The organism is Klebsiella sp. K5-45, assembly GCF_030128605.1.
Classification (GTDB): Bacteria; Pseudomonadota; Gammaproteobacteria; order Enterobacterales; family Enterobacteriaceae; genus Klebsiella; species Klebsiella quasipneumoniae.
In genome coordinates, this window is record NZ_JAKUZW010000004.1 from 441212 (window position 1) to 461802 (window position 20591).

General features: G+C 56.4%; 20 protein-coding genes. 10 read left to right on the plus strand and 10 right to left on the minus strand.

Going from position 1 to position 20591, the window contains the following annotated elements; translation table 11 throughout:
• Window positions 1-88: 88 nt before the first annotated feature.
• Window positions 89-1372 (plus strand): putative acyl-CoA thioester hydrolase, encoded by a 1284-nt coding sequence (locus tag MKS11_RS11275; protein WP_004886081.1) that lies wholly within the window; start codon window positions 89-91, stop codon window positions 1370-1372.
• A gap of 76 nt (window positions 1373-1448) precedes the next feature.
• Here MKS11_RS11275 and MKS11_RS11280 read toward each other — a convergent pair whose 3' ends face one another.
• Window positions 1449-4136 carry a cation-transporting P-type ATPase gene (locus tag MKS11_RS11280; RefSeq protein ID WP_032455738.1) on the minus strand — a complete coding sequence of 896 codons (2688 nt, stop codon included), beginning with the start codon at window positions 4134-4136 and terminating at the stop codon, window positions 1449-1451.
• A 51-nt stretch (window positions 4137-4187) separates the two neighbouring features.
• A complete protein-coding gene (locus tag MKS11_RS11285) occupies window positions 4188-4619 on the minus strand; it encodes a universal stress protein (RefSeq protein ID WP_004886076.1) in 432 nt (143 codons plus the stop codon).
• 534 nt (window positions 4620-5153) lie between these two features.
• Between MKS11_RS11285 and MKS11_RS11290 the strand changes: the two genes are divergently transcribed.
• The 3 genes from MKS11_RS11290 to MKS11_RS11300 are packed head-to-tail and all read left to right on the plus strand — an operon-like array spanning window position 5154 to window position 10267.
• Window positions 5154-6239: an efflux RND transporter periplasmic adaptor subunit gene (locus MKS11_RS11290; RefSeq protein WP_017899624.1), complete on the plus strand. Its 1086-nt coding sequence runs from the start codon at window positions 5154-5156 to the stop codon at window positions 6237-6239.
• Window positions 6240-9305 (plus strand): efflux RND transporter permease subunit, encoded by a 3066-nt coding sequence (locus MKS11_RS11295; RefSeq protein WP_284109536.1) that lies wholly within the window; start codon window positions 6240-6242, stop codon window positions 9303-9305.
• Between the two features lie 38 nt (window positions 9306-9343).
• Window positions 9344-10267 carry an acyltransferase gene (locus MKS11_RS11300; RefSeq protein WP_074186554.1) on the plus strand — a complete coding sequence of 308 codons (924 nt, stop codon included), beginning with the start codon at window positions 9344-9346 and terminating at the stop codon, window positions 10265-10267.
• Window positions 10268-10283: 16 nt separating this feature from the next.
• On the opposite strand, the gene MKS11_RS11305 is transcribed toward MKS11_RS11300, so the two are convergent.
• Both MKS11_RS11305 and MKS11_RS11310 read right to left on the minus strand, forming a co-directional pair.
• Entirely contained in the window at window positions 10284-10790 is a 507-nt protein-coding gene (locus tag MKS11_RS11305; RefSeq protein WP_004886059.1) for a hypothetical protein, read from the minus strand.
• Window positions 10791-10843: 53 nt separating this feature from the next.
• Window positions 10844-11140 (minus strand): hypothetical protein, encoded by a 297-nt coding sequence (locus MKS11_RS11310; RefSeq protein WP_162304088.1) that lies wholly within the window; start codon window positions 11138-11140, stop codon window positions 10844-10846.
• A 370-nt stretch (window positions 11141-11510) separates the two neighbouring features.
• Between MKS11_RS11310 and MKS11_RS11315 the strand changes: the two genes are divergently transcribed.
• Both MKS11_RS11315 and MKS11_RS11320 read left to right on the plus strand, forming a co-directional pair.
• On the plus strand, window positions 11511-11723 hold the full coding sequence (locus tag MKS11_RS11315; protein WP_004886058.1) for a biofilm development regulator YmgB/AriR family protein: 213 nt from the start codon (window positions 11511-11513) through the stop codon (window positions 11721-11723).
• Between the two features lie 82 nt (window positions 11724-11805).
• On the plus strand, window positions 11806-12360 hold the full coding sequence (locus tag MKS11_RS11320) for a helix-turn-helix transcriptional regulator (RefSeq protein WP_017899620.1): 555 nt from the start codon (window positions 11806-11808) through the stop codon (window positions 12358-12360).
• Window positions 12361-12401: 41 nt separating this feature from the next.
• Here the strand turns inward: MKS11_RS11320 and MKS11_RS11325 are convergent, their stop codons facing one another.
• Both MKS11_RS11325 and MKS11_RS11330 read right to left on the minus strand, forming a co-directional pair.
• On the minus strand, window positions 12402-13136 hold the full coding sequence (locus MKS11_RS11325; protein WP_017899619.1) for a MerR family transcriptional regulator: 735 nt from the start codon (window positions 13134-13136) through the stop codon (window positions 12402-12404).
• Between the two features lie 154 nt (window positions 13137-13290).
• Window positions 13291-14502, minus strand: a complete 1212-nt coding sequence (locus MKS11_RS11330) for a diguanylate phosphodiesterase (protein WP_004886055.1) — start codon at window positions 14500-14502, stop codon at window positions 13291-13293.
• Window positions 14503-14829: 327 nt separating this feature from the next.
• Between MKS11_RS11330 and ycgZ the strand changes: the two genes are divergently transcribed.
• The 3 genes from ycgZ (at window position 14830) to MKS11_RS11345 (ending at window position 15823) form a co-directional block, all read left to right on the plus strand.
• Complete coding sequence (ycgZ, locus tag MKS11_RS11335) at window positions 14830-15075, plus strand: regulatory protein YcgZ (RefSeq protein WP_004151693.1); 246 nt, start codon at window positions 14830-14832, stop codon at window positions 15073-15075.
• A 124-nt stretch (window positions 15076-15199) separates the two neighbouring features.
• Window positions 15200-15505 (plus strand): hypothetical protein, encoded by a 306-nt coding sequence (locus tag MKS11_RS11340; RefSeq protein WP_023320000.1) that lies wholly within the window; start codon window positions 15200-15202, stop codon window positions 15503-15505.
• Window positions 15506-15556: 51 nt separating this feature from the next.
• On the plus strand, window positions 15557-15823 hold the full coding sequence (locus tag MKS11_RS11345) for a biofilm development regulator YmgB/AriR family protein (protein ID WP_004886050.1): 267 nt from the start codon (window positions 15557-15559) through the stop codon (window positions 15821-15823).
• A gap of 109 nt (window positions 15824-15932) precedes the next feature.
• On the opposite strand, the gene pgl is transcribed toward MKS11_RS11345, so the two are convergent.
• A complete protein-coding gene (pgl, locus tag MKS11_RS11350) occupies window positions 15933-16928 on the minus strand; it encodes a 6-phosphogluconolactonase (RefSeq protein WP_004886043.1) in 996 nt (331 codons plus the stop codon).
• A 227-nt stretch (window positions 16929-17155) separates the two neighbouring features.
• On the opposite strand from pgl, the gene MKS11_RS11355 reads away from it, so the two are divergent.
• On the plus strand, window positions 17156-17974 hold the full coding sequence (locus MKS11_RS11355) for a pyridoxal phosphatase (protein ID WP_087771583.1): 819 nt from the start codon (window positions 17156-17158) through the stop codon (window positions 17972-17974).
• On the opposite strand, the gene modC is transcribed toward MKS11_RS11355, so the two are convergent.
• The 3 genes from modC to modA are packed head-to-tail and all read right to left on the minus strand — an operon-like array spanning window position 17975 to window position 20498.
• The gene (gene modC / locus MKS11_RS11360) at window positions 17975-19033 is read right to left on the minus strand and encodes a molybdenum ABC transporter ATP-binding protein ModC (RefSeq protein ID WP_004886036.1); all 1059 of its coding nucleotides are present in this window, start codon (window positions 19031-19033) and stop codon (window positions 17975-17977) included. It abuts the gene before it with no gap.
• A gap of 2 nt (window positions 19034-19035) precedes the next feature.
• Window positions 19036-19725: a molybdate ABC transporter permease subunit gene (gene modB, locus MKS11_RS11365; protein WP_004886033.1), complete on the minus strand. Its 690-nt coding sequence runs from the start codon at window positions 19723-19725 to the stop codon at window positions 19036-19038.
• Window positions 19725-20498 carry a molybdate ABC transporter substrate-binding protein gene (gene modA, locus MKS11_RS11370; protein ID WP_048323447.1) on the minus strand — a complete coding sequence of 258 codons (774 nt, stop codon included), beginning with the start codon at window positions 20496-20498 and terminating at the stop codon, window positions 19725-19727. The genes modB and modA overlap by 1 nt, the downstream gene beginning before the upstream one ends.
• Window positions 20499-20591: the final 93 nt, after the last annotated feature.

A 20591-nucleotide genomic window follows, 5' to 3' on the forward strand; every position in this document is an offset into this window, starting at 1 on the left:
GTTAGTATAAAACAGCAGGTTTTAAAGGACTTATACCCTGGCGTCTCAGCCGGGGTATTTCACTACGCTTAATTTTGCCCGGAGCAACATGAACACATATTCCGTTTCCCGTCTGGCGCTGGCGCTGGCCTTCGGCGTGACGCTGTCCGCCTGTAGCTCGACGCCTGCCGATCAACAGCCCTCAACGCAGACTGCACCGGGCACCACCGCGCGTCCCATTCTGAACGCCGATGAAGCGAAAAACTTTACCCCGGCGGCCTATTTCCAGTCGCTGAACCCCAATGCCGCGGCCTGGACGCCGTCCGCCATCAGCCTGCCGGCGCAGCCTGACTTTATCGTCGGCCCGGCGGGAACCCAGGGCGTGACCCATACTACCGTCCAGGCAGCGGTGGATGCGGCAATTGCCCGCCACTCTAACCGTCGCCTGTTTATCGCCATCATGCCGGGCGAATACCCGGGCACCGTCTACGTTCCGGCGGCGCCGGGCGCCCTGACTCTGTATGGTACCGGCGATAAACCGATTGACGTAAAAATCAGCGAAGCCATTGATTCTGAGATGGATCGCAACACCTGGCGTCGTCTGGTCAATCCGGGTGGCAAATACATGCCGGGCAAACCGGCGTGGTATATGTTCGACAGCTGTCAGAGCAAATCCACCGCCACCGTCGGCGTGATGTGCTCCGCGGTCTTCTGGTCGCAGAATAACGGCCTGCAGCTGCAGAACCTGACCATCGCCAACAACCTTGGCGACAGCGTCGATGCCGGTACCCACCAGGCCGTTGCCCTGCGCAGCGATGGCGACCAGGTGCAGATCGATAAGGTGAACATTCTTGGCCGCCAGAACACCTTCTTCGTGACCAACAGCGGTGTGCAGAACCGTCTGCAGGACAACCGCCAGACTCGCACCCTGGTAACCAACAGCTATATTGAAGGCGACGTGGATATCGTTTCTGGCCGTGGCGCCGTGGTGTTTGATAACACCGACTTCCGCGTGGTGAACTCCCGTACTCAGAAAGAAGCCTATGTCTTCGCGCCGGCCACCCTGAAGAGCGTGACCTACGGCTTCCTGGCGACTAACAGCCGCTTCACCGCCTCCGGGGATAACGTCGCGCAGCTCGGCCGCGCGCTGGATGTTGACGGCAACAGCAACGGTCAGGTCGTGATCCGCGACAGCGCCATCAATGAAGGCTTTAACATCGCCCAGCCGTGGGCGGCAGCGGTAGGCTCCGGCCGTCCGTTCAGCGGCAACACCGGCAGCGCGGATGACAAAGGCAATCTGCAGCGCAACCTCAACGACAACAGCTTCAACCGCATGTGGGAATATAACAACCGCGGCGTGGGAAGCAGCGTGGTCGCCGAGCCGAAACAGTAAAGCGCAACAAGCGTGAAGCATAATAAAAGAGGGGGCGATGCCCCCTCTTTCCTTTTTCGTTCAGCGCTTCACGCCGTCAGGCGGTTCGCCATTTGCGGGTCAGCGGTTTTTCCAGTTCCACGATCAGGAACATGGCGAAGCCGATGATAAAGGTGATCACCCAGTAGCGGAACGGCAGCCCGGTGGTGCCAAACAGCATCTGCATAAACGGCGCATAGATAATCAGCAGCTGCAGCACCAGCAGCACGCCGCTGACGATCCAGATCCCCTTGTTAGCCAGCAGACCTTTGGTTAACGAGAAACCATCCGATACGCGGCAGTTCAGCATATAGAACCACTGGGCGGTGACCAGGGTCTGCAACAGCACGGTACGGATAAACTCCGGCGAATAGCCGCGCGGCTGCAGCCAGGCTTCGAGAATAAAGGCGCTGACCGCAATCATCGACCCCACAAACGCCACGCGCCAGATGGCAAACCCGTCCATGACGTGAATTTTCGGGTCGCGCGGCGGCCGCCGCATAATATTTTTCTCACCGGCTTCAAACGCCAGACCAAACGACAGCGTGGCGGAGGTGGCCATGTTCATCCACAGGATCAGCACCGGCGTCAGCGGCAGTACGTTGCCTGCCAGCAGCGCGATCACGATCAGTAAACCCTGCGCAAGGTTGGTCGGCATGACAAAAAGAATGGTTTTCTTCAGGTTGTCATACACCCGGCGCCCCTCGCGAACCGCGCTGGCGATGGTGGCGAAGTTGTCGTCGGTCAACACCATATCGGCGGCTTCCTTGGTGACTTCGGTTCCCTTGATCCCCATCGCCACGCCGACGTCAGCCTGCTTCAGCGCCGGGGCATCGTTCACCCCGTCTCCGGTCATGCCGACAATCTCTTTCTTGCTCTGCAGAGCCTGCACCAGACGGAACTTATCTTCCGGGCTGGTGCGGGCGAAGATATCGAACTGCTGCGCGGCGACGCTAAGCTGCGCGTCATCCATCACCTCCAGCTCGCGCCCGGTGATGGCGTTACCCGCATTGCCAATCCCCAACATTTTGCCGATGCTCATCGCCGTTTGCGGGTGGTCGCCGGTGATCATCTTCACGCGGATCCCGGCCTGCAGGCAGTCGGCAATCGCCGTGATCGCTTCCGGACGTGGCGGATCCATCATCCCGGCAACCCCTAATAAAATGACCCCCTGCTGCAGATCCTGATGGGTCAGCTCGGTCTGGCCTGCGGCAGCCGGCTTCCAGGCCGCGGCCACCATGCGCAGCCCCTCCCGGGCGTACTCTTCAATTTTGCTTTCCCAGTACGGGAGATCCAGCGGCTGTAGTCCGCTGTCGCTCTGCTGATACTGGCACAGGCGGAACAGAACGTCCGGCGCGCCGGTGACCAGCACCACCTCCTCTTCGCCCAGCCGGTAAAGCGTCGACATGTATTTATATTGCGAATCAAAAGGAATTTTACTACGCAGCTCGCTGGGCTGCGGCGGCAGGGTTATCTTCGCCGCCAGCACCTTCAATGCCCCCTCGGTGGGGCCGCCGGTAATTTTCCACAGCCCGCCTTCCTCTTTGATAAGCTGGCTGTCGTTACACAGATCGATAGTGCGCAGATAGCGCTCAAGAAGCGATCCTGGCGCCACGGCGATCGGCGTCGGGTCGTCGATGGCATGGATTTTACCGACCGGCTCATAGCTGTCCCCTTCCACCCGATAGACGCTGTCCGCGGTGATCACCGCCTTCACCGTCATTTCGTTCATGGTCAGGGTCCCGGTTTTATCCGAGCAGATAACGGTCATCGCACCGAGGGTTTCCACCGTCGGCAGCTTGCGGATAATCGCTTTCTGACGGGCCATCGCCTGCACGCCGAGCGACAGAATAATCGAGATGATCGCCGGCAACCCTTCCGGGACCGACGCCACCGCGAGGCTAATCAACGACAGCATCAGTTCGGAGACCGGCATATCGCGGAACAGCAGGCTAAAGACGAACAGCGCCGCCATCATCACCAGAATGAGGATAAAAATGGCTTTGCCCAGCTTATCCATCTGCACCAGCAGCGGCGTGCGATGTTTCTCAATGCCCGCCATCATCTGGTTGATGTGGCCCAGCTCGGTATCGCCGCCGGTGGCCACCACGATCCCTTTCCCCGCCCCTGAGCTGACGGTGGTCCCGGAAAACACCAGGTTGCTGCGATCGCCGAGCGGCAAATCACCGCTTAGCGGCTCGGTGGTTTTTTCCACCACCGTCGACTCGCCGGTGAGGATCGCCTCTTCCACCCGCAGGTTGTGCGCCTCAATCACCCGTAAATCGGCGGGGATTCGGTCGCCGGCGCGGATCACCACGATATCGCCGGGCACCAGCGAGGTGGTGGGGATGGTTTCATGGTTGCCCTGGCGGATCACCACCGCCTCGCTGGAGAGCATATTGCGGATACTCTGCAGCGATTTTTCCGCATTACTCTCCTGAATGAAGCCGATCAGCGCATTGACCACCGCCACCGCGAGGATCACTGACATGTCGATCCAGTGGCCCATTACCGCCTTGAGCAGCGCCGCCGCCAGCAGGACGTAGATCAGCACATCGTTAAAATGCACAATAAAACGCAGCCAGGCGGGTTTACCCGGCTTCTGCGGCAGGGCGTTTTCGCCATACTGCTGCAGGCGCGTGGCCGCCTCTGTTCCGCTAATCCCGTCCGGCGAACTCTGCACGCTGGCGAGCGTCTCCTCGACGGAGCGCTGATAGTAGGGCGCCCCCGGTTTATCTGTATTCATACTCTCTCCCTCGATTTATGAAGCGGAAGTCAGGACGACATCCCGCCGTCATCAGCGCACAACGAAAACCGGTACATGGGCATAGCGCACGATATTGGCCGCTTCCGAGCCCAGCAGGTGAGTCTGGATCCCCGGATTGCGTGAACCGACAATCACTACGTCCGCTTTTAGCTCATCGGCCAGGGCGATCACTTGATCGCGAACATTGCCACTGCGCACATAAAGATGGCTGGCGTCTTCCGCCAGGCCATTTTTTTTGACCAGCTCGGTCAGTTTTTCCTTAGCGGTAGTAATCAAATGGTCTTCCATCTTTCGGGCATCAGAGATAAATCCACGCGTTAACACCGGAGAGAATGCCGGAATGACATGGACAAGATGAATTTGCCCGGCAGAATGTTGGGCAAGGAATTTTGCATGAGAGAGCGCTTTGTCGGCCAGGCCTGCATCAAAAACGTCAACGGGAACAACGATATTTTTATACATGAGATAATCCTTTTATTACCAATACAATGCGTAGTGATGAATAACCCCATACTTGGGGAGGAACGAAATCTCAACAACAGAAGCGGCGAGCGGAATAGATGTTATTAAACGTAGCACAGGAAAATTAACATTAGAAAATGACGGATTAATAGACTGAAAAATATTATAAAAAGCTCTTATCACCTGCGAATCTCCTGCCCTTTCCCCAACGATGCCGCCAACGCTCGGGGTATTCACTTTTTTAACACTTCACCTTTTCTCCGACTATGCTGATTACAAGCAGGAGTGCCGCTCCGAATGTCCAGTGGTCACAGCGAGGGCCGAATTAAATGACATTCGCGGTTCGGGTGGGTGTTAAGGGAGAAAATCATGTTTGGTTATAGCCTGTTACGTCTGGGATTCTTTGTCGCGCTGGCCATTGTCGCCTGCACGCTGGTGGGACTATTCACCTATCTGGTTGTCGCCGCCCTCGCCGAATAAGCGTGCGCCGCGTAATAAAAATGTAAAATAAATCCTGAATCTGAGGGGAATACTGTGAACCGTTATTTTTCTCTCATCCCGGTTGTTATTTTATTGGCAACCGCTTGCGATCAGAAATCGCCGTCCGTCGAGTCCGCCCCGCGCATGGTCAAGGTGGCGCAGGTGACCGCCGTGGGCAATACCCAGCAGCGAACGTTTCCGGCACGTATCGAGTCTGGCGACTCCACCGAGCTGTCGTTTAAGCGGGGGGGCCAGGTGGAATCGCTGGATATTCGCCAGGGGGCGACCATCGCTCAGGGACAAACGCTGGCGCGCCTGAATGCCCGCGAGGCCCAACAGCGGGTCAATGAGCGACAAACGGCGGCCACCCTCGCCCAGCGTCAGTTCGACCGCTTCCAGACCCTGGCGGGACGTCAGGCCATCTCCCAGGCGGAAATGGACGTGCAGCGCGCCAATCGCGATGCCGCCAACGCGGCCTTAAAAATCGCCCGTGAAGAGCTGGCGCAAATGAGCCTCACCGCGCCCTTCGGCGGGATTGCCGCCGGCGTGCATATCCGCAACCATCAGGTGGTCGCCGCCGGCCAGCCGGTGATCACCCTGACGCGGACCGACCTGCTGGATGTAGTCTTCAGCATTCCCGAAAATCTGTTCACCTCCCTGGATATCCGTAATACCGCCTACCGTCCCGTCGTCAGGATCAATACCCTGCCGGGCCGCGAATTTACGGCGGAATACAAAGAGCATACCGGCAGCAGCGATAACAGCACCCTCACCTGGCAGATCATTTTAACCATGCCGCGGCCGGATGATTTTCCCACCGTCGGCGGGGTTAGCGGCACCGTGACGGTCAACCTTGGCAATTTACCGGCCAGCGCCGGAAAGGAAACCCTCGTGGTGCCAGTGGAGGCGGTGTTTAACCCGGATAACCGGCCGAAGAATGAACCCATCGTCTGGGTGGTGAAAGGCGACAATGCGCATCGGTTTCTTGAAGAGCGCAAAGTCACCGTCGGCGAGGTGACCGCGCAGGGAGTGACTATCACCGACGGTCTCCACGCGGGTGAGCAGGTGGTCGCGGCGGGCGTGAGCGAGCTGCATGCCGGGCAGCCGGTGCGGATCTGGACGCGTGAACGAGGATTATAAATGGACATTTCCCGTCAGTTTATTAATAACCCGACCCGCGTCTGGTTAGCCATTCTGCTGTTGGGGGTGGGGGGTCTGTTCGCCCTGCTCAATATCGGCCGTCTGGAAGATCCGGCCTTCACCATTAAAACGGCGGTGATCGTCACCCACTACCCTGGCGCGTCCGCTCAGCAGGTGGAGGAGGAGGTGACCCTGCCGCTGGAAAATGCGATTCAGCAGCTTCCCTCACTGGATAACGTCAGCTCCATCTCCTCAAATGGCTTATCGCAAATTACGGTGAATATCGCTTCGCAGTACCATTCCAGCGAGCTGCCGCAAATCTGGGATGAGCTACGTCGCCGCGTCGGTGACGCCAGCCGACTTTTCCCGCCTGGCGTCGTGACCCCCTTCGTCAATGACGACTTTGGCGATGTGTTTGGCTTTTTCTTCGCCATCTCGGGCGACAGTTTTACCAACCCCGAACTGGTGCGCTATGCCGAACAGCTGCGTCGGGAGCTGGTGCTGGTTCCTGGGGTCGGTAAAGTCGCTATCGGCGGCGTCATTCCGCAACAGATCAATGTTGATATCTCGCTGGCGAAGATGGCGGCGCGCGGGATCACGCTCAACCAGCTCGCCGCTATCCTGACCCGGCTCAACGTGGTGTCCAGCGCCGGAGAGATCCGCGTTGGCAGCGAATCGATCCGCCTTCACCCCACCGGGGAGTTTCAGAGCATCGATGAGCTGGGGGATCTGCTGGTCAGCCCTCACGGCGCCAGCGCCACCACCCGACTGCGGGATATTGCCACACTGTCGCGCGGGCTGACCGACTCGCCGTCCAGTACCTATCATGCCAACGGCCGCCAGGCGGTGACCATGGGGGTCTCTTTTATTCCTGGCGTCAACGTCATTGACGTCGGGCACGCCCTTGAAGCCCGCCTCCAGCAGATGGCCGCCGACAAACCGGCGGGGATCGACATCGCCATTTTTTACGATCAAGCGGCAGAGGTCGCCCACTCGGTCAATGGCTTTATTACCAACTTCCTGATGGCCCTGGCGATCGTGGTCGGCGTGCTGCTGGTGTTCATGGGGGTACGCAGCGGGATCATTATCGCTCTGTCGCTGGCGCTCAACGTTCTCGGCACCCTGCTTATCATGTATATCTGGGGGATAGAGTTACAGCGGATCTCCCTCGGGGCGCTGATCATCGCCCTGAGTATGCTGGTGGACAATGCCATCGTCATTGTCGAAGGGGTGCTGATCGCCCGCCAGCAAGGTTCGCCGCTGCTGGGCGCCATTAACTATGTGATCCGCCGCTCCGCCCTGCCGCTGCTCGGCGCCACGATCATCGCCATCCTCGCCTTCGCGCCGATTGGCCTCTCGCAGGACTCCACCGGGGAGTATTGCAAATCCCTGTTCCAGGTGCTGCTGATCTCGCTGATGCTAAGCTGGTTCTCCGCCCTGACCATCACGCCGGTACTCATTAAGTGGTGGTTGTTTAAGCACGCCCCGTCGGCCGCCGCGTCGGCGGAAAAAGCCGATCCATACCGCGGCCGCTTTTATCGCGGCTATCAGCAGACGCTGCGAATACTGCTGCAGCAAAAGACCGTGACCCTGGTGCTGATGGGCGCCCTGCTGGCCGCGGCTATCTGGGGCTTCACCTTCGTTCGGCAGAATTTCTTTCCGTCATCGAATACGCCCATTTTCTTTGTCGACCTGTGGCTCCCCTACGGTACCGATATTAACGCCACCGAGCAGATGACCCGCGATATTGAGCGGTCGATCGCCGGCCAGCCGGGGGTAGTCACCACCGTCGCCACCATTGGCCAGGGCAGTATGCGTTTTATTCTTACCTACAGCGGCCAGCGGCAGTACAGCAACTACGCGCAAATTATGGTGCGGATGGACGACCAGCGCGGCATCGCCCCCGTCACCCGCCACGTGGAAGCCTGGATCGCCAGAAACTACCCGCAGGTGAACGCCAGCACTAAACGCATTATGTTCGGCCCCTCCGGGGATAGCGCAATTGAGGTGCGCATTAAGGGCCCTGACCCGGATACGCTGCGCGCGCTGGCCAGTCAGGTGAGCGATATTCTCGCCGAAGATCCGGCCACCGACAGCGTGCGTAACGACTGGCAGAACCGCAGCAAGGTGATCCGCCCACAGTACTCCCCGGCGCTGGGGCGCGAGCTGGGGGTGGATAAACAGGACATTGATCATGCGCTGGAGATGAATTTCTCCGGCAGTCGCGCCGGGTTATATCGCGAGGGCGCCGATCTGCTGCCGGTGATCGTCCGGCCGCCGGCAACGGAGCGACAGGATGCCAACCACCTGAATAACGTGCTGGTCTGGAGCCAGAGCCGCCAGCAGTATATCCCGTTGAGTAACGTCATCCATGGCTTCTCACTGGAGTGGGAAGATCCATTGATTCTCCGCCGGGATCGCACCCGGGTGCTGACGGTCCAGACCGACCCCAGTCCGCCAAGCGGCCAAACCTCGGGTGATATTCTCGCCCGAGTGAAACCACGCATTGACGCATTGACGCTGCCGCATGGCTACCGTATCGAATGGGGCGGCGATGCGGAGAATTCCAGTGAGGCGCAGCAAGGGCTGTTCACGACCCTACCGCTTGGCTATCTGGTGATGTTTATCATTACGGTGCTGATGTTCAGTTCGCTAAAAAACGCCGTCGCCATCTGGCTGACCGTGCCGCTGGCGCTGATCGGCGTCACGCCCGGCTTTTTGCTGACCGGCATTCCCTTCGGCTTTATGGCCTTAATCGGCCTTCTCAGCCTCAGCGGCATGCTGATCCGCAACGGCATTGTGCTGGTGGAAGAGATAGAGCAACAAAAACAAGAGAAAGATCAACGACAAACGATCATTGATGCGGCAACATCCCGTCTGCGGCCAATCCTGCTGACCGCCTTCACCACCGTGCTTGGCCTTGCCCCGCTGCTGCGCGATGTTTTTTTCCAGAGTATGGCGGTGGTGATTATGTTCGGTCTGGCCTTCGCCACCGTGCTGACGCTGCTGGTTCTGCCGGTGATTTACGCCTGCTTTCACCATAAGGATATGACGCCTCAACGATGAACAGTACCGGTCTGAGCATTATTAAGACACTCGGCTGTATGACAGCGGTGACTTTTTTCACCATCTATAACACCTGGGATCGCTTTGATTATGACTATCACTGGATCCTCGGGCTGCTGACCTTCGTCTCGACCATCGCCACGCCGCTGTTTTTTGTGGTAGCCGGCTATCTTGACGCGCAGACGCGCCACGACGCCAACTGGCAAATTGGCAAAATTAAAAGCGTGGTGATCGTCTTTCTGTTTTGGATGACGGTCTATTATGTCTGGGAGCCTTATCAGCGCGGCTACCTGATCCAGCCCTGGTTTATTTTCGCCCTGATCGTCATCTATACCTTCCATCCCCTGATTGCCTGGCTCAGTCAGCGGCGCGGCCTGTTTTTCACCGTGGTCCTGACGCTGCTGTGCTGCTCTTATGGTTACGACCTGCTCTCAGTGCTCTATCCGGAAAGACATCTTTTCAGCCTGGCGCCGCAGTATCGTCTGTGGACATGGCTACTTTTTTATTTAACCGGGCAGTTGTTTAACGATCCGCGAGTCACGGAGTGGATACGCGACCCGCGGGTCATTAAAGGGTCGATTATCGCCCTGCCCTTTGTCTATTTATTTACCTGGTTTTATGAGCGCCACTTTTTCTTCGCGCTGTTTAAAGCCGATCGCAATGCGTTCATTCTGACGGGGTCGCAGATTTATATTCTGATCGTCCTGCTGGTGATCGCCGCTAACGCCGTGCAGTTTAAAAAGAACCGCGAACTGAAGGAGGCGGTACTGGCGACGGTTAGCAAAGCGATGACCGGGGTCTATATTCTGCACTACTCCGTTTTTCACCTGCTGGTGATGCTGATCCCTATACACTCGTTAGCCACCAAGCTGGGAGTGATTGCGCTAACGTTTGTCCTGTCGGTGCTCATTTCCCTTGCCGCGCTCTCCAGTACGCTGCTCAAGAAGGTGATAACCCTGTAACCGACAACGCGGCGATTTAGCGGAAGCTCCACTGAATGCTGATCACAAACACGCTGGGAATAATGATGCCACTCTCAAGAGCGAAATAGTCGGTAAAGTTGTACTGGATAGCATGGTAAATATAGGGTGAAAAGCCGATCCCGGTGGCATCCTTAAAATCTTTATAGGAGCCATGATCGCCGCAATGCTCGAAGGCGTCGAAGAAGAATTCGCCGGTATAGCCGTAAACGCCTTTGAAGGTCCATCCGCTGCCGTTGTGGTACCAGTCTCTTCTCACGCCCAGCGCCAGGCAGCGATCGTCGAAGCTATTATTCATAGTGCCAATCAGCAGACTGTATTTCGAGTCTTCTGAGAATTTACGTTCCACTGAGAAAAAGTGGTTTTCGAAATTCTCAGTATATTGCCCATGGTTATTGGTCAAATGGTAAACATAGGAACCGGTATTCATCGAATAGAGGTTAATCTCTTTCGCCTGCGCGAGAGTCGCTAACCCGGCAAGGAGCATTACGGTTCTACCGCGCATTTTCCCTCCTCAGTCTTCAAGGCCTGTCCATGGACAGATAGCTTCTGCCATATTTATCCGTCGGGACAAGGGGAAAAGCCCGAGAGGGAAATGGGGGAAAGATAACGATGCCGAACCGCCACATCGGTATTAAAAAGCGTAGCACACCCCTTATCCGCCAACAAACTGAGCAAACCGACAACGAAATGACCGATGTGTTTCCCTTTACCTAATTGTGCAAAAAAAAGACAAAACCTCACCTGCTTTTCGTTATGATTAGCGTCCGACGCGGAAGAAAGCCATCTGTCGACGACAGAGTTGCTGTGTACCCCTTCCTGCGTCGGCGCTATTTCATCCAGCACGCCGGTCAAAACATCACCTTCTCATTATCGTCAGCCTCTTCCCGCCAGTTTTACAAAGGTATCTTGCACAAACCGGATTTTATGTACAAGTAATGCAAACAACAAAATTCTTTAAAATCAATCAATTAATACAAAATACAAAAATAAGTCGTTCCGTTGTACATATAGTCCTGAAAAAAGTTGTACATAGCAGAATCACCGTCTATAGTTTTGGAGTGTTAACTGCTTGTTGCGCAACGAAGCGGGGATGTTTAACGGTGGCGCGGCAAGTCAGGCGGTGGTTCCTGGTTTTGCATTTCCTGTTCGTGACTTAGCGCGTACCAATGGTACGTAGCGACTTTTATTGTCAGTTTGCGTTATACGTGGGAGAGTTCGAGCTATGCATATTAAAAATACCATTCCAGCAGAGTTTGTCTTCAATTCGGCCCTGATGAAGAATATTGAAAATACGCTCATTAAGCAGCACAGAACGATAAATAATGAGCGGATGATTACGGAAATCCAGCATCGCCTGCAAACGGAAAGTAATGAAATACTTTCCGACCTCTATTTGCAGGCGCTGGATATGCTGTCCAGCAAACCTCATCATTAATTAACCCCGCGGAGCTGGCAGCAGGCTCACCCCCGCGGTGCCGGCACGCCTGGGTCTCTATCGGCTAACTGAGGCAAATAAAATGTCACACCATAATACCTGCTATCGTACTGAACATTACGATCTGTGGTTTGATAATCGTTTTCTTCTCTACGGGATGTCGCTGATCCTGAATAGTCTGCCGGCATCTTACTTTCGCAAAAAACATGTTTTCTTTACCAGCGACAATTATTTCGCAGTACTGCAGCACAACTATAACCGTCGGGATACGTTATTTATTCTGTTAACCGAAGGCAACGATCTTAATTTTCTGAGTGAACTGCCTATGCTGCGCTTACCGGCCAATTCAACGCCGGAAGAGTTAAAGATATTTCTGCACCAGCCCACCCGCTACTATAAAACCCACCCGGCGCCGGGCGCCTCGGTGCAGTTTACCGAGCGGGAAAAGAAAGTGATTCAACTTATCAGCAATGGCGAAGCGGTCGCCAGCATTGGCCGGTCGCTGAATCTGCATATTAAAACCATTTATCAGATCCGGCTGAATCTGATTAAAAAGCTCGGCTGTAGCGGTAGGACCGATTTTTTTAATATCAGCCGCAGCGAAACCTTTAAATCCTGGAGCCAGATCCACCTGTAACCCGGCGCGTTAGCCCCGGTCTGCTTTGCGGATCGGGGCGATTAATTATTACCGTGAAAATGGATGCTGAAGCCCTGCTCTTGCCAGTGGCTGAGCAGCTCTTCCTGCAGAGGGGTGGCAGCGCGTCCGGTCCAGACGAAGATATGCTGGCCGGGAAACAGCTCGGGCCGCGGCGACTCCAGCGGTTCGGCGAGGACGTTGACGTGCCAGCCACGCTGGGAAAGACGCCATGCTTCCAGCCACAGACGGGTCCTGTCCTCATTGCTCCAGCCCACCAGCAGCGTCTCCCTGCCGTTCTTCTTACGCGCTTCGGCAAGAAACAGCGCCACGCAGTCAATCAACAGACCATCCAGCATACTGCTAATCACCAGCGAGGTATTCTGATCGAGCTTCAGACGCTGACGTACCGGCACTAACAGGCTATCGATGAGCGTGTCGACGGGGTGTTGATGGCTTAGCGCCATTAATTTGGCACGGATTCTGGCAGGCTGCATATAACGCAGAATGGACATCATCTCTTCCTGAAGATGCGCGGATTCGTCGCGCGCCGCCGGCAGGTTATCCTCCAGCAGCGCTTTAACTTTCCCTACTGATACACCACGCTCTATCCAGCGCTTGATCTCTTCAATGCGCAGGATATCTTCTTCATCAAATTGTCGATGCCCGCCTTCGCTACGCTGCGGCTTCAGTAGCCCGTAACGACGCTGCCAGGCGCGCAGGGTGACCGGATTGATTCCGCAACGTTCGGCGACTTCACCGATACTGTAAAACGCCATAGCAGCCTCACATCAACCTGATACTTTAATACCTAAACTAACGAATTCAGGCATCCTGTACAACTCTATTTTCTTGTACAGATAAAGATATCAGGTTGTGGCTCACAGCGCTTGGGAAAAAGATGAAAAAATAATTAGCTGATTTCGAGATGGATCATTTTTTCTCTGGCCAGGCGACGGCAGGCAAGCCCCCCAGGCGCGCGCTGGCGAACAAATTCCCCTGAAACTGTGAAATACCGGCTGATTCCAGCCACATCCACTCTTCAGCGCGCTCAACGCCGACGGCTGAGACCGCAATCTCCAGTGAAAAACAGCATTTGATAATCGCCTGTACAATCGACTGGCGCGGCCCATCCTGGTGGATATTGCGGATCAGCTCATGGTCGATTTTAATTCTGTCGGGCTGGTATTGCGCCAGCAGTGACAGCCCCGCAAACCCGGCGCCGAAGTGATCGATGGCGAGATTGATGCCCGCCCCCTTTAGCTTTCGCACCGCATCGGTAAAATCATCCATCCGCGAAATCACTTCCCGCTCGGTAAACTCGACAATAATCTGCTCAGGAATAAGATCATTACGCTGAATTTGATCGAGCAGGAAACCCACCGCGTTCGGCGCTTTAACCAGCGTCATCGGTAGTAGATTAATACTTAACGCCTTATTACGTAAGCCTAATTTCCCTGCCAGCGACAGCGCCACCCGTTTACTGTGCAGATCGGCGAGATAAATGTCGTCCCCGGAAAGCCCGGCAAAATAGGCGCCAGGCGACTGGCCGTCCGGTGCGCGTAACAGCGCTTCCCACGAAATAATTTCGCAGGCGAAAGGGTCGACGATCGGCTGGAAGGCAAAGGACCAGCTTTCCTTATTATCAATTATCGGGGTATCAGGATAGAAAGTATTCTGATCGGGGATGAATACCCAGCTGTCAGCGGAAGGAATCTCAAAATAGTTCGCTTTTTCCGTTGATTCGACGAAGGTGCGGAAAAATTGCAGTGCCCGGTCGTCATAGGTGAGCTGATATTTTGAGGTCCCGCGGTCCATCACCGTCTGCAGCACTTCCTCGCGATCATGTTCGCGTAAATCAAACAGTTCCATGCCGACATTACCGAAACGGCGGGACGGCGCATAGTCGCACAGAAGCTCCACCAGGTTATAGTGGCGGGGATCGCGGCAAATATGCTGATAAATATCCCGAACCTTTTCTTCAGGCCCCTCAATGAGTTGAAAAAAATGCGTCCCGTTAAAAAGTAAAATACCGGTGACGTCCGCCTGCCCATTTCTTTCGTTTGCCCTGGCGACCATGGCCTCGATCGATTTGAATGAGACATTGTCGCAGATATGGCTGCGATAAATGATGGTGGTTAGCATAGTGATTCCAGATGGGAGGGTAAGCATTCACAGTAGCAGTTATCAGGCTAATCGTCTTGTAAAACTAGGTTTTGTCTTAACAAAAAAGATACACTAAAAATCCCTTTTTTGTGCAAGGCTTTTTCATTTTTCTTTTCTTGTACAACATGCAACGCTAAACCCTACCTTCACAAGCCAGAAACACACTAAACATAAAAAATTAACCGATTATAAATCAAAATGTTAACACGTTTTGAATCATTTCTGTGCAACTTTGTGTGTACAGGTTAGTAAATATTGTATAAGTTTAATGGCAGTTAACAGATGAATGAAATGAAAGGAGCACATATGCAGCAGAATGGTTACATTCCAGATACAGCGAACGCAATTGCCCAGTATTTCAACAAAGCATCGTTACCTTCCCAGCAGGAAACGCTGGGTCAGATTGTGATGGATATTCTCAACGAAGGGCGTCATCTCAACCGCAAAGCGCTGTGCACCAAACTGTTGAGCCGCCTCGACCGCGCCCGTGCCCCAGAGGAAGAAAGTCACTATCAGACCTTAATTGGTCTGCTGTTTGCCGGTCAGGAATAACGTCATCGATCGTCGCCTGTTGCGCCGCAGTAGCAGATGAGGGGCGATCGCTTCCACAAACCTGCTGCTGACCTGAATGCCCGTTCGCAGATTCAGGGAGAGAGTGGCATGCAGAGAGACGGTTATGAATAGCAGTGAAACTGAGGAAATCACCGATGAGATCATCGGCGAGGCGGTGCTCGCGCTTCTGAAAACGAATCGCCCGATTACCACTCCGACCCTGCTGGTGCGACTTCGGTTGATGCAGGCGACAGAGTCAGACCGACAGCGAAGAAAGGTCATCGCTGCCGTGATCGAAGAAATTTGCGCGAAGCTTGCCCGTCAGCGCAAGCAAGCGCCTTTGCAGGTAAAGAAAATCAATGGCCGTTGGGAAACCCGAGGTTCGCCGACACAAAGCGCCATGGCGCTGGAAGGTAAAAAGATCCACTGAGTCTCCCAACCATGGTGAATAACACAGAGTGAGAATGTGATGAGACAGACTATGCATCAGCAACCCGATATTTACGCAGGACTGCAGGACACCGCGCTCTCCGACTATTTCCGTAACGCCGGTGATAAGCTGGTTGATGAGTCCGCCGTGATGTCGCTGGCCATCAACAGTATTCTCCAGTCCGAGGGTCACCTGAACAATAAGGCCATTATTTTATGGTTGATTCAGGCGCTGGAAAGCACCGATGACGTGGTGACCGCAGACGTGATCCGTAAAACGCTGGAGATTGTCGTCGGCTACACCATGGACGATATCTAAAGCCATCACGCTTCAGGTCTACCAGGGCAACACCTTCCCTACAGAGCCTGTCCGCTCTGATCAAAAAAACCTCGCTCACGCGAGGTTTTTTCTTTTACCGCCTGACGGATCAGTGAGCGTTGACCACCACCCACATCGGTCCCTGCCCGACCGCATAGCGGCCTTTCTCCTGCAGCAGCCCCTGCTCGCCGGTAATTTCGTACACCGCGATATGGTGCGACTTCTGCCCGGCGGCAATCAGATACTTACCGCTGTGATCGAGATTGAAGCCGCGCGGCTGGGTCTCGGTCGGCTGATAGCCTTCCACCGCCAGCACGCTACCATCTTCCGACACGCTGAACACCGTGATGATGCTGGCGGTACGATCGCAGGCGTACAAATGACGCCCGTCCGGAGTGATATGAATATCCGCCGCCCAGCGCACGCCGGTGAAATCAGGCGGCATCATATCCAGAGTTTGTACACATTCGATGTTGCCATTCGGGTCTTTCAGCTCCCAAACGTCAATTGAGCTGTTCAACTCATTGACGCAGTAACCATACTGCTGGTTCGGATGGAACACCATGTGGCGCGGACCCGCCCCCTCGACGGTGGTGACTTCCGCTGGCTCCTGGGCGGAGAGGAAACCATCTTCGCTGAGGGTAAACAGGCAGATGCGATCCTGCTTCAGCGCCGGCACCCACAGGGTACGGTTGTCCGGGGAGATATTGGCCGAGTGGCAGCCTTCCAGCCCTTCCACCACGGTGATAGTTTCACCCGGCAGGCCATCCTGCAGCGGGGTCACGCTGACGCAGCCCTGATTGTAGGAGGCGCTGAAGACAAAGCGGCCATGATGATCGGTAGAAATGTGGGTCGGGCTGCCCGGCAGCGCCGCTTCTCCCGCAAAGGTCAACGCCCCGTTATCCGGCGTGATGCGATAAGCTAACACGCGAAACTCCGGACGAACGCCAACGTACAGATACTCCTTATTGGGACTGACCACCATCGGCTGGACCTGACCCGGGGCATCAACCACCTGCACCAGCGTCAGTTTGCCGTCCGCTTCAAGACTCCAGACGTGGATTTGTTGGCTTTCCGGGCTGGCGGTATAAACGGTTTGTTTCATGACTACTCCTTCCCTCACTGCACGTGGATTTTTCATTTTCAGGATAACAGCACCCTGAAAATTATAAGACATCCGCCCATGATACTCGCATCGCCGACCGAATTACCGACGGAAGGCGGCACAAAGGGCATACAGACATTCACGGCAGATGTGGAAAAATTGGTCCTGACGCCACGGCGGTGTACCATCATGGCCAGGTACTTTTCAACATCAACCGGAAATAACACATGACAACACGCGTGATTGCCCTGGATTTAGACGGCACCCTGCTTACCAGCAAAAAAACCATCCTGCCCGCTTCGCTGGAAGCGCTGGCCCGCGCCAGAGAGGCGGGCTACCAGGTGATCGTCGTTACCGGACGTCATCACGTCGCTATTCATCCTTTTTATCAGGCACTGGCCCTCGATACACCTGCAATTTGTTGTAATGGCACTTATTTGTATGATTATCACGCAAAAAAGGTTTTGGCGGCCGATCCTATGTCGGTGGAACACGCGGTAAGCCTCACCGCCATGCTCGCCGAACAGCAGATCCACGGTCTGGCCTATGTGGATGACGCGATGCTTTACGAACAGCCCACCGGGCATGTGATCCGCACCCGCAACTGGGCGCAGGCGCTACCGGAGGATCAGCGCCCGGTCTTCAGCCAGGTCGACTCGCTGGCGCAGGCGGTCCGCGAGGTCAAGGCGATATGGAAATTCGCCCTCACCGACGATGACATTCCCCGTCTGCAGCGCTTTGCGCAGGAGGTCGGCGAGACGCTGGGCCTGGCGTGCGAATGGTCGTGGCACGACCAGGTGGATATTGCCCGCGCCGGCAACAGCAAAGGCAAACGTCTGGCGCAGTGGGTCGCTGACCAGGGGCTGTCGATGCAGAATGTGGTGGCCTTCGGCGATAACTACAACGATCTGAGTATGCTGGAAGCAGCAGGCACCGGGGTGGCGATGGGCAATGCGGTGGACGAGGTCAAAGCCCGCGCCAACGTGGTCATCGGCGACAATGAGTCCGCCAGCATCGCCGAGTTTATCTACCGTCAGCTGCTGTGATCAGGCGGCGATCGACACGCTTTTGATCTGGGCAAACACCTGCTGGCCTGGCGCTATCGCCAGGTCATCCCGCGCCCACGGGCTGATTCGAGCCCACAGAGGATGGCCGCTCACCCTGAGCTGAACCTCGATCTGTCCGTTGACCTCCAGACACTGAACCACCTCGGCGCGCAAGATGTTGCGGATGCTGGTGGCGGACGGTTGGGCCAGCACCAGCGAAACATCCGACGCCTGAATGCGGATCCGCGCGGTATCACCTGCGGGACGTTCGAGCCGGTTGACCCACAGCATTTGATCCCCCAGCGTCAGCGCGGTCATCGCGTACTGCGGATGCTGCGCGGCGATGGTGGCGCTGAGGATCGTACTCTGCTGTTCCGCCGGCAACCAGGGGTGCATCACGCTGCTGCTCCAGACCTCCTCCAGCGGACCGAAAGCCTTCACCTTACCGGCCTCCAGCACCAGCACGCGATCGGCCAGATGCTGGATCTCGTCCAGCGAGTGGCTGACGTAAAGCATCGGAATATGGATCTCCTGCGCTAGCCGCTGCAAATAGGGCAACAGTTCGCGTTTGCGCGGAATATCCAGCGAGGCCAGCGGCTCGTCCAGCAGCAGCAGCTCCGGCGCGGTCAGCAGAGCGCGGCCGATGGCTACACGCTGCTTTTCGCCGCCGGATAACCGGCCAGGCAGGCGATCCAGCAAGGGAGCGATCCCCAGCAGCTCCACCAGCTTATCGAACTGGCTGACCATGGATTTCGCCATGCCGTACTGCAGATTGCCGCGCACTTTATAGTGGGGAAACAGGCGCGCATCCTGAAAGACATAGCCGATCCGCCGCTGCTCCGGCGCCAGGCAGATACGCTGCGCGGTGTCGTTCAGCACCCTGCCGTTGAGCACGATCCGCCCCGCCTGCGGCCGGGTCAGGCCGCTGATAGCGTTGATCAACGACGTTTTCCCGGCGCCGGAGACGCCAAAGATGGCGGTGATCCCGCTGCTGGGCAGCGTTTCACGGATCTGCAGACAGTGGCTGCCGAGGGTCTGGGTAAAGTCCAGCTCCAGCATCATTATCCTCCTATGCGCTGGCGGCTCACGCGGGCCAGCCATTCTGATATCAAGAGCGAGACCAGCGCCAGGCCGATAGCGATGAGGCACAGGCGAGCCGCCGCCCCCTCCCCGCCCGGAGTCTGGATCAGGGTGTACATCGCCGAAGGCAGGGTACGCGTTTCGCCGGGAATATTGGAGACGAAGGTGATGGTCGCGCCAAATTCCCCTAACGAGCGGGCGAAGGCCAGCACCGTGCCAACAATAATTCCCGGCAGAGTCAGCGGCAGCGTAATGGTGAAAAATACCCGCCAGCGGCTGGCCCCGAGGGTTCTCGCCGCCTGCTCCAGTTTGATGTCCACCCCCTCCAGCGCCAGGCGGATGGCGCGCACCATCAGCGGGAAAGACATCACCGCCGCCGCCAGCACCGCCCCGCGCCAGCTGAAGGCAAAGCTGATGCCGAACCAGTCATACAGCCAGCTGCCAATAAACCCGCGCCGCCCCATGGCCACCAGCAGCAGATATCCCACCACCACCGGCGGCAGCACCAGCGGCAGATGGAGAAGGCTGTCGAGCAGCGCCTTGCCGGGGAAGGTGCGCCTGACCAGCAGCCAGGAAAAAAAGATGCCAAAGGGCAGGCTCAAGGCCACCGCCAGGGAGGAGACTTTCAGGCTCAGCAGCACCGCCTGCCATTCGGGTTCGCTCAGAAACATCAGCGGGTGGTAAATCCGTAACGTTGGAAAATCGCGGACGCTTCCGGCCCTTTCAGGTAGTCATAGAAAGCGCTCACGGCCGCATTGCGATGGCCATCGACAATCGCCAGCGGGTATTCGACTTTCTGATGCGACGCCTCCGGGAAGGTGCCCACCACTTTCACCCCTTTGCTGGCCACAGCATCCGATCCGTAGACGATGCCCAACGGCGCTTCGCTACGCTCCACCAGCGCCAGCGCGCCGCGCACGTCTTCCGCCGGCGCAAGCTTCGGCGACAGGGTCTCCCAGGCGCCCAGTTTCTGCAGCGCTTCTTTGGCGTAGATCCCTGCCGGAACGTGCTGCGGATCGCCCACCGCCAGACGGCCCCCTTTCAGCAGGCTGGTCCAGTCGGTTTTCTCATCAATGGTAATCGCACCCTGCGCGCTGGCTTTCGGCGCCACCACCACCAGGCTGTTGCCAAGCAGGGTGGCGCGGGTCGCCGGATCGATGGCCTTTTTGTCAGCCGCGTAATCCATCCACTTTTGATCGGCGGAGATAAACAGATCCGCCGGGGCGCCTGCTTCAATCTGCCGCGCCAGCGTCGACGACGAGGCAAACGACGAGACGACCTCGACGTTTTTCTCTTTCTTATACGCCTGGGCGATATCCTGCATCGCGTTGGTTAACGACGCGGCGGCGAAAACGGTCACTTTCCCCTCGGCCGCCAGCGCCTGACCCGCGACGCACAGCGTGAGTGATACCCCGACAACCCCGCGTAACCAAGAACCTGTCATCTGAATCTCCTGTCAATGCGTTATGTACTTGACAATATAACGATATGCGAAACGTTTTTATAGTGATGCAGGACAATAAAACGAAGGGAAATG